This window comes from Haladaptatus sp. (genome assembly GCF_049589095.1).
Taxonomy (GTDB): Archaea; Halobacteriota; Halobacteria; order Halobacteriales; family Haladaptataceae; genus Haladaptatus.
On record NZ_JBAWAC010000661.1, the window covers coordinates 1 to 6,732 of the forward strand.

At 61.2% G+C, this 6,732-nt stretch carries 5 protein-coding genes; 4 read left to right on the top strand and 1 reads right to left on the bottom strand.

What is annotated here, in order from left to right; genetic code table 11:
- Positions 1-74 precede the first annotated feature (74 nt).
- Positions 75-1,052 (top strand): glycerophosphodiester phosphodiesterase, encoded by a 978-nt coding sequence (locus tag WBV42_RS20770; protein ID WP_423987725.1) that lies wholly within the window; start codon positions 75-77, stop codon positions 1,050-1,052.
- Between the two features lie 87 nt (positions 1,053-1,139).
- Here WBV42_RS20770 and WBV42_RS20775 read toward each other — a convergent pair whose 3' ends face one another.
- Entirely contained in the window at positions 1,140-1,610 is a 471-nt protein-coding gene (locus tag WBV42_RS20775) for a cupin domain-containing protein (RefSeq protein WP_423987726.1), read from the bottom strand.
- Between the two features lie 146 nt (positions 1,611-1,756).
- Between WBV42_RS20775 and WBV42_RS20780 the strand changes: the two genes are divergently transcribed.
- From WBV42_RS20780 to WBV42_RS20790, 3 genes are all read left to right on the top strand, one after another.
- Entirely contained in the window at positions 1,757-2,188 is a 432-nt protein-coding gene (locus tag WBV42_RS20780) for a universal stress protein (RefSeq protein WP_423987727.1), read from the top strand.
- Between the two features lie 68 nt (positions 2,189-2,256).
- Positions 2,257-3,486 carry an MgtC/SapB family protein gene (locus WBV42_RS20785; protein ID WP_423987728.1) on the top strand — a complete coding sequence of 410 codons (1,230 nt, stop codon included), beginning with the start codon at positions 2,257-2,259 and terminating at the stop codon, positions 3,484-3,486.
- A 526-nt stretch (positions 3,487-4,012) separates the two neighbouring features.
- Positions 4,013-5,899 carry a hypothetical protein gene (locus tag WBV42_RS20790; RefSeq protein ID WP_423987729.1) on the top strand — a complete coding sequence of 629 codons (1,887 nt, stop codon included), beginning with the start codon at positions 4,013-4,015 and terminating at the stop codon, positions 5,897-5,899.
- The last annotated feature ends 833 nt before the right edge of the window (positions 5,900-6,732 follow it).

Below are 6,732 nucleotides of genomic sequence, written 5' to 3' on the forward strand. Positions count from 1 at the left end.
CCAATACATAGAGTATTGAATCAATACCTCGTGCTAATATAAATCTACTCGTAGTGCCGGAAACGAGGCGTCGTATGGTGTCACAACGACTCCAGGCGTTGAATCGGCGGACGTTCGTCGGAACCGGTGCGGCCGTGGCCATTAAGGCCTTCACGGGCGTCGGACTCGCGCGTGAATCGTGCCACGACGACGGCAAGCACGACGACGAATCCGGACGTGGGGACCACGGTGCGGACGAGGACGTGACGTACGTCGCCCATCGTGGTTACAAGGGACTCCATCCGGAGAACACCCTCCGTGCGTTCGAAGCCGCCTCCCGGACGGCGGACATGATCGAACTCGACATCATGCCGTGTGCGGGCGGCGAAATCGTCGTCTTTCACGACGAGAAATTGGGCGCACGCGACGGCGGGACCCGCGGACTCACGGACGAACACGGGTACGTCTGGGAGAACTCGTGTGACACGGTGCGGAACGCAAACGTCCTCGGAACCGAGGAAACCATCCCGCTCCTCTCGGAAGCGCTGGAGGCCATCCCGGATCACGTCGGCGTGAACATCGAGTTCAAGAATCCCGGGTCGGCGGCGGCGCAGTCCTCCACGAACCTCGAAGGCGATGAACTGAAGGCGGGGAAGGAGCGCTGGCGCTCGTTCACCGAGGACGCGCTCGACATCATCGCTGACCACGACAACGAAATCCTCGTCTCGTCGTTCTACGAGGCGGCCATCGCAACCGTTCGCGAGGTGAACCCCGACATCCCCGTCGGCTACCTGCTCTGGGACGACATCGAGCGCGGCCTCGACATCGTCCGCGAGTACGACTGTGAGGCCGTCAACCCGCCGTACAACATGGTCAAGGGATCGCCGTTCTTCGGCGACCCGTACTACCTCGATGACCCGAACTTTGCCGACATCGACCTCGTGCAGGTCGCTCACGACGAGGGGCGCGAGGTCAACGTCTACACCCTCGATACGTGGTATCAGGCCGAGCAACTCGCGGAGGCAGGCGTGGACGGGGTTATCGTCAACTACCCGAACTTGCTCCGAGAGTAGTCGCTACGGAAAGCGAAAGAACGTCTTTTCGAACGGTTCCCACGGTGCTACTCGCTCGAATCGTGTGAAAAAAGCGCGCTCGCGTGATTACATCTCGACGGTCGTCCCGCAGTCGGGACATTCGAGGAACATCCCGTCGTCGCCCATCCCGAACGCGAGAACGTCGCTCTCACACTCCGGACAGGGCTGTGCGACGCGCACTTCGGTCGAGTCGCGTGGCGCACCGAGCGCGAGCGCGACCACGTCGTCGTCCGATTCGTTGCGTCCCTGCTGGTACTCGCCGGCCGGGAACCGAATCGCCTCCCCGGCACTCAGTTCGACGGTCTCGCTTTCGGCGTCCGGTTCGGGTTTGGTCTCGAACGTCGCGGTCCCCGAGACGATGTAGAATATCTCCTCCTGGTCGAGGTGCGTGTGCAGTCCGCCCGAGAAGGCCTCGCCCGGTTCGAGGGCGTAGTGGTTGATGGACATATCGTCCGTCTCCAGCGCGTCCGAGAGACCGCGACGGTCGGCGTCTCCCATACTTCCGGACTCCACGTCGTCGATGTCGATTCGCTGCATACGATTCGATACGGTGCTCGTGGACTATAGGTTTGTTCGTCCTTCCCGTCGCGGTTGTTCGAACGGAGCGCGTCCCTCGGGTTCGCTCACCTCCCCTGTGAACGAAACACCACAGCACTTTCTCTCTCCCCGCTGTACTCCTCCCGATGTACGACAACATCCTCGTCCCGACCGACGGGAGCGAATCGGCCATGGAAGCGACGGACAACGCCATCGAGTTGGCCGAGGCGTTCGACGCGATGATCCACGCGGTGTATGTCGTGGACATCGGCGCGATGTGGGCCGACGCGTACGAGGGCAACGTCCTGCACGACCTCGAATCGCGCGGGAGGAAGGCGGTCGGACGGGTGCGCGAACGGGCGGAAGATGCGGGCGTCGATATCACCGACGAAGTGGTGACGGGCGGGAGCCCCTATCGCGTGATCTTGGACTACGTCGACGAGAACGATATCGATTGCATCGTGATGGGAACCCACGGACGGCGCGGTCTCGAACATTACCTGCTCGGGAGCGTCGCCGAACGCGTCGTGCGGTTGGCCGACGTGCCGGTGATGACCGTCCACGGGCCCGACGAGTAGGGGTTTTCGAGCTGAAATCCGCAAACCGACACGACGATTGATGGTTATTCCCCGCCTACGTACACGTCATGGCGGTTCCGTTGGTCGTCGCTGTCTTCATCGCGCTGGGAATCGGCCTCCTCATCGGCATCGAACGGGAGTGGAGCGACCCTGGAACCCCCTTCGCCGGGAGCAGAACGCTCCCGCTCATCGCCGGATTCGGTGCGCTCGTGCAGGCGTTCTTTCCGGACCTCCTGCCGATTGCGGTCGTTCTCGTCGGCGGGTTGGTCGTCGTCGCCTACGTCAGCAAGGTGGCGACGACGGGCGACATCGGGATGACGACGGCGGTTGCGACGATGTTGACCTTCGTCTACGGCGCGATGGCGACCCACTCGGACACGGGGCTTCGGTTGGCCGTCGTCCTCGGGACGGTGACGATGGCCCTGCTGGCCGAGAAGCGGGCGATCCACGAGTTCGCGGACCGCCTCGACGAGGCCGAGATGCGCGCGAGCTTGAAGTTCCTAATCGTGGCGCTCGTCGTCTTTCCCCTGCTGCCATCCGAGCGAATCGCGGCGTTGGGTGGGCTGGACCTGCGATTCGTCTGGTTGATGGTCGTCTTCGTCAGCGGTATCAGCCTCGCCGGGTACGTGCTAGCGAAACTCGTCGGCAGCGAGGTCGGCTTCGAAGTGACGGGCGCGCTCGGCGGGTTGGTCTCGTCCACGGCGACGGCCGTCTCGATGGCTGAGAACGCGCGCCGTGACGATTCGCTCACCGGACTCTGTGGCATCGCCACGGTCATCGCCTCGCTCGCGATGTTCGTCCGGATTCTGTTGGAGGTGCTCGTCGTCAATCCGGCGCTGTTCGTCCCCGTCGTCGTGCCGATCACTGGGATGACCGTCGTCGGCGTGGTCGTCGCGGCCATCGAATATCGCAGTATCCGTGGGGACGCTCCGTTGGCCGCGGACATCGAGAACCTGTTTCGGCTCTGGCCCGCGCTCCTGTTCGGCGTCTTCTTCGCGCTCGTACTCGTCGCCTCCGCGGCGCTCAGCGCCGAGTTCGGTGCGGTCGGCGTCTATTCGGTCGCCATCGTCTCCGGACTGGTCGATATCAACGCCATCACGATTTCGTTGAGCAACCTCTCGCGGAGCGGTGACATCTCGACGGCGACGGCGACGGGCGGAATCGTCCTCGCGGCGAGCGTCAACACGGCCGTCAAAATCGCCGTCGTGTGGCTGTTCGGAACGCGAGCGCTGGGGAGAACGGTCGTCGTCGTTCTCGGCGTCGTCGCCGCCGTGGGAATCGGGTTCGTCGTGCTGTGAACGGTGCTAAGTGACCCGGCCAGTTACCGGCCACCGTCCCGCAGAACGGGCGTTACGAATTGGCTTGGCCGAGCGTCCCGCCCCGTATCGGATGCCGAATCACCGCGCTCGTCAGAGACTAATCGGTAACAATTGTGAGATATCGATGCGACGCCACCGTCGGTCGGAATCTCTCATTGGACGACACACATGCCCCGGATTAATTAAATTATCAAAAAATATGGGTGACATGGTTGTAATAATGGTGAGATACGTGCTGGTTTTCTAAAACCTTATTCGTTTTCGAACGAATCGACGTCCAAGGGTACTCACCGGATCGGTCCGTTCCCCCTACGTACAGCGCCGCTTTTTTTGCCCCACTACTCACGGAATCCGAGTTTCACCCCGGATCGAGGATGATGTTCTAAAATTCTTCCTATATTTCGAGATTTTTCCAATTCTTGTCGGATTTCTCGCTGTCACCGAATCCTTTTATATAATATTCATGAATAACTATAATGTATATCTGCCATCTTTATTATTTGTGATGGACGACAAAAATAGCGATCAGGGATCGGAAGAGAACTCCAACGACTATTTCCGTCTGAACCGACGGCGGGCGATTCAACTCGCCGGTCTCGGGGTTGGGAGCATGACGGTTCCGGGACTCGGTTCGTCATCGGTACGTGCGGCGGGCGGGGAGTGTGCCGCAGGACCGTTCGAGCGGACCTACTCCGGGGGGACGGTGAACTTCGGGAAGATAGCCTCCCATCCACAGCGGAGTGTGAAGACGGAGGACACGGGTGCGGGGTCTCCGGTGAACGGGGCGGAAATCGAGGCGTCACGGGCACACGGATACCACGGACGCCATCGCCACGACCAGGAGGACCGCCACTGGCACCGACATCACGGCGACGAGGACGAACTGTCGATTTCCACCGAGTACGACGGCGTGAATGCCGAAGGGACGACCGGCGGCGTCCCGTCCGACTCGCAGATAGCGGCCGGATACGGAAAGGTCATCCACGCGCTCAACACGCAGGTCGCCGTGTTCGACAAACGATCCGGACACGAGGAGCTGACCGTCCAGTTGAACGACATCTTTGCGCCGGTTATCGACGAACCGGAAGGGGGCTACGTGTACGGCGAACCGTTCGTCTTCGACCCACGAGCGCGCTATGACCGGCGGGAAAACCAGTTCGTCGTCGCCGCGACACAGTACGAACCCGGCATCACCGAGGACGGGGAAATCATCACTCGGGAAGAACAGGAGGAACGAGCGGGCGGTGAACCGGGAGAAGGCGGGGACGATGGGGAAGACGGTGGCGGAGAGGATGACGGGGCGGAAACCGAAGCGGAAGCGCTGGAACGCCCACCACAAGGATGGTGGCTGGTCGCCGTCTCCCGGAACGCGAACCCGAACGGGAAGTGGAACGTCTACCGGATTCCGCCGATAGACAACGAGGGACTCGTCGATTATCCCACGCTCGGTTTGGACAGGGACGCGGTCTACCTCGCGCAGAACTTCTTCGCCGACGAGGTATCGGTGACGATGGTCACGCTCGACAAGGAGGCGCTGTACCACGGGCGCGACGTGACGGGGTATCACTTCACCGACTTGGACAACCCGAACGTCGAAGAGGAGGACTTCACCCTTCAACCGGCGCTGCAACCGTTCTCGGGCGGTCAGTACGGAACGTACTATCTGTTGAACTCCACCTTCCCGTCCCCGACGGCGAGCGCGCTCACGCTCTGGGAGTTGACGAGTCCGCTTGAGGACCCGAAACTGGAGTGTCACACCGTCCCGGTCGAACCGTTTTCCTATCCGCCGACGGCCCGACAACCGGACTCGGACAAGCGCATCGACACGCTCGGGACGCGCCAGATGAACCTCGATTACAACGACGGGTCGCTGTGGACGGCCCACACCATCGCCTACGACTGGACCGGCGACGGCGAACCGGTCGCCGCCGTCAAGTGGTACGAAGTGGACACGCGTTCGAAGGAAGTCGTCCAGAGCGGCGTGTACGGCGAGGCGGGAACGTCGTACTTCATCCCGACCGTCCAGTCGGACGGCGACTCGACCATCATCACGCACAACGTGAGCGGACCCGACACGTATCCGAGCATGGCGGTCGCAGGCCGAACCGAGGAGTACACCATGAACAAACTGGAGGACTCCATCGTCGTCGAGGAAGGAAAATCACGGTACGACTACGGCGAGGGAGAGGAGGTTATGCGCTGGGGAGACTACAACGGAATCTCCGTGGACCCCCGTACCGGCACGTACTGGACCGTGAGCCAGTACTCGCCGGACATCGACATCGACCCGGACGCGGAGGAACGTGACCCGTACCACACCCGAATCGCGGAGTTGTCGTTCGACGGCCCTTGGCACCACGGTCGCGACCACGGTCACCACGGCTGGGAGTAAGACCGACCGCTGACGAAACCGTCGTCAGCGAACCGAACTCATTTCTCAGTCGCCGATTCGTTCGTTTCTTCGGTGTGATCGGTGTCGAAGAAGACGGCGTACAGACACGCCCAAACGTCCGCTCGCTTCGTTTTGTTTTGAACTTTCATCGGTAGTCCCCCGTCTCTCCTTCGAGACGAATTGTTTAGGTTGACCTAAATCGTGCGGCGTCATAAATATTTGGGAGCGGTCGGTCAGCAACGTCCCCACGACGATAACTGACCGTCCCGATTGCGGACCGTTCCGAACGAACCGCCGAACCGATTCGAAGTACGAAACGGAAGCGAGTTCGCTCTCGAATCCGGAAACCCAATCTGTTTAGGATAAACGCTTAATTCGATATATTACTCCTACATAGTGGGGAAAGAATGGCGGGCGCAACTGGACAAAACGGAATCTGAAGCAAGCAGCGGCGAGTGCCCCCGCCAACACCGGACCGCCGCCGCTCGCGGCGGTGTGGCCGTCGAATCGACGTTGGAAGCAAGGTACGTCGTCCCGAGTCGAGCGAGATCGACGTTCGCGGCCACACCAACACTGACCAGAAGGGGATTTCCGGCAGACAGGACGAAATCGTCATCGTACGGGCGATAAACGACGGTGTCGTGTCACCGTCGAACCGGAAACCGGCCGCTCGTACGCGTTCTACGACCGAAGTGAGTCGATATCGACAACCCGGGCAACAGTCGATAGATATCGACGTTCGAGCGGTCACCTTTTTTCGAACCGCGAAACCACAAGAGACAGGCCCGTCCACGAGTAACTATCGCGGAACGATACGTCCATGGAACGAAGGG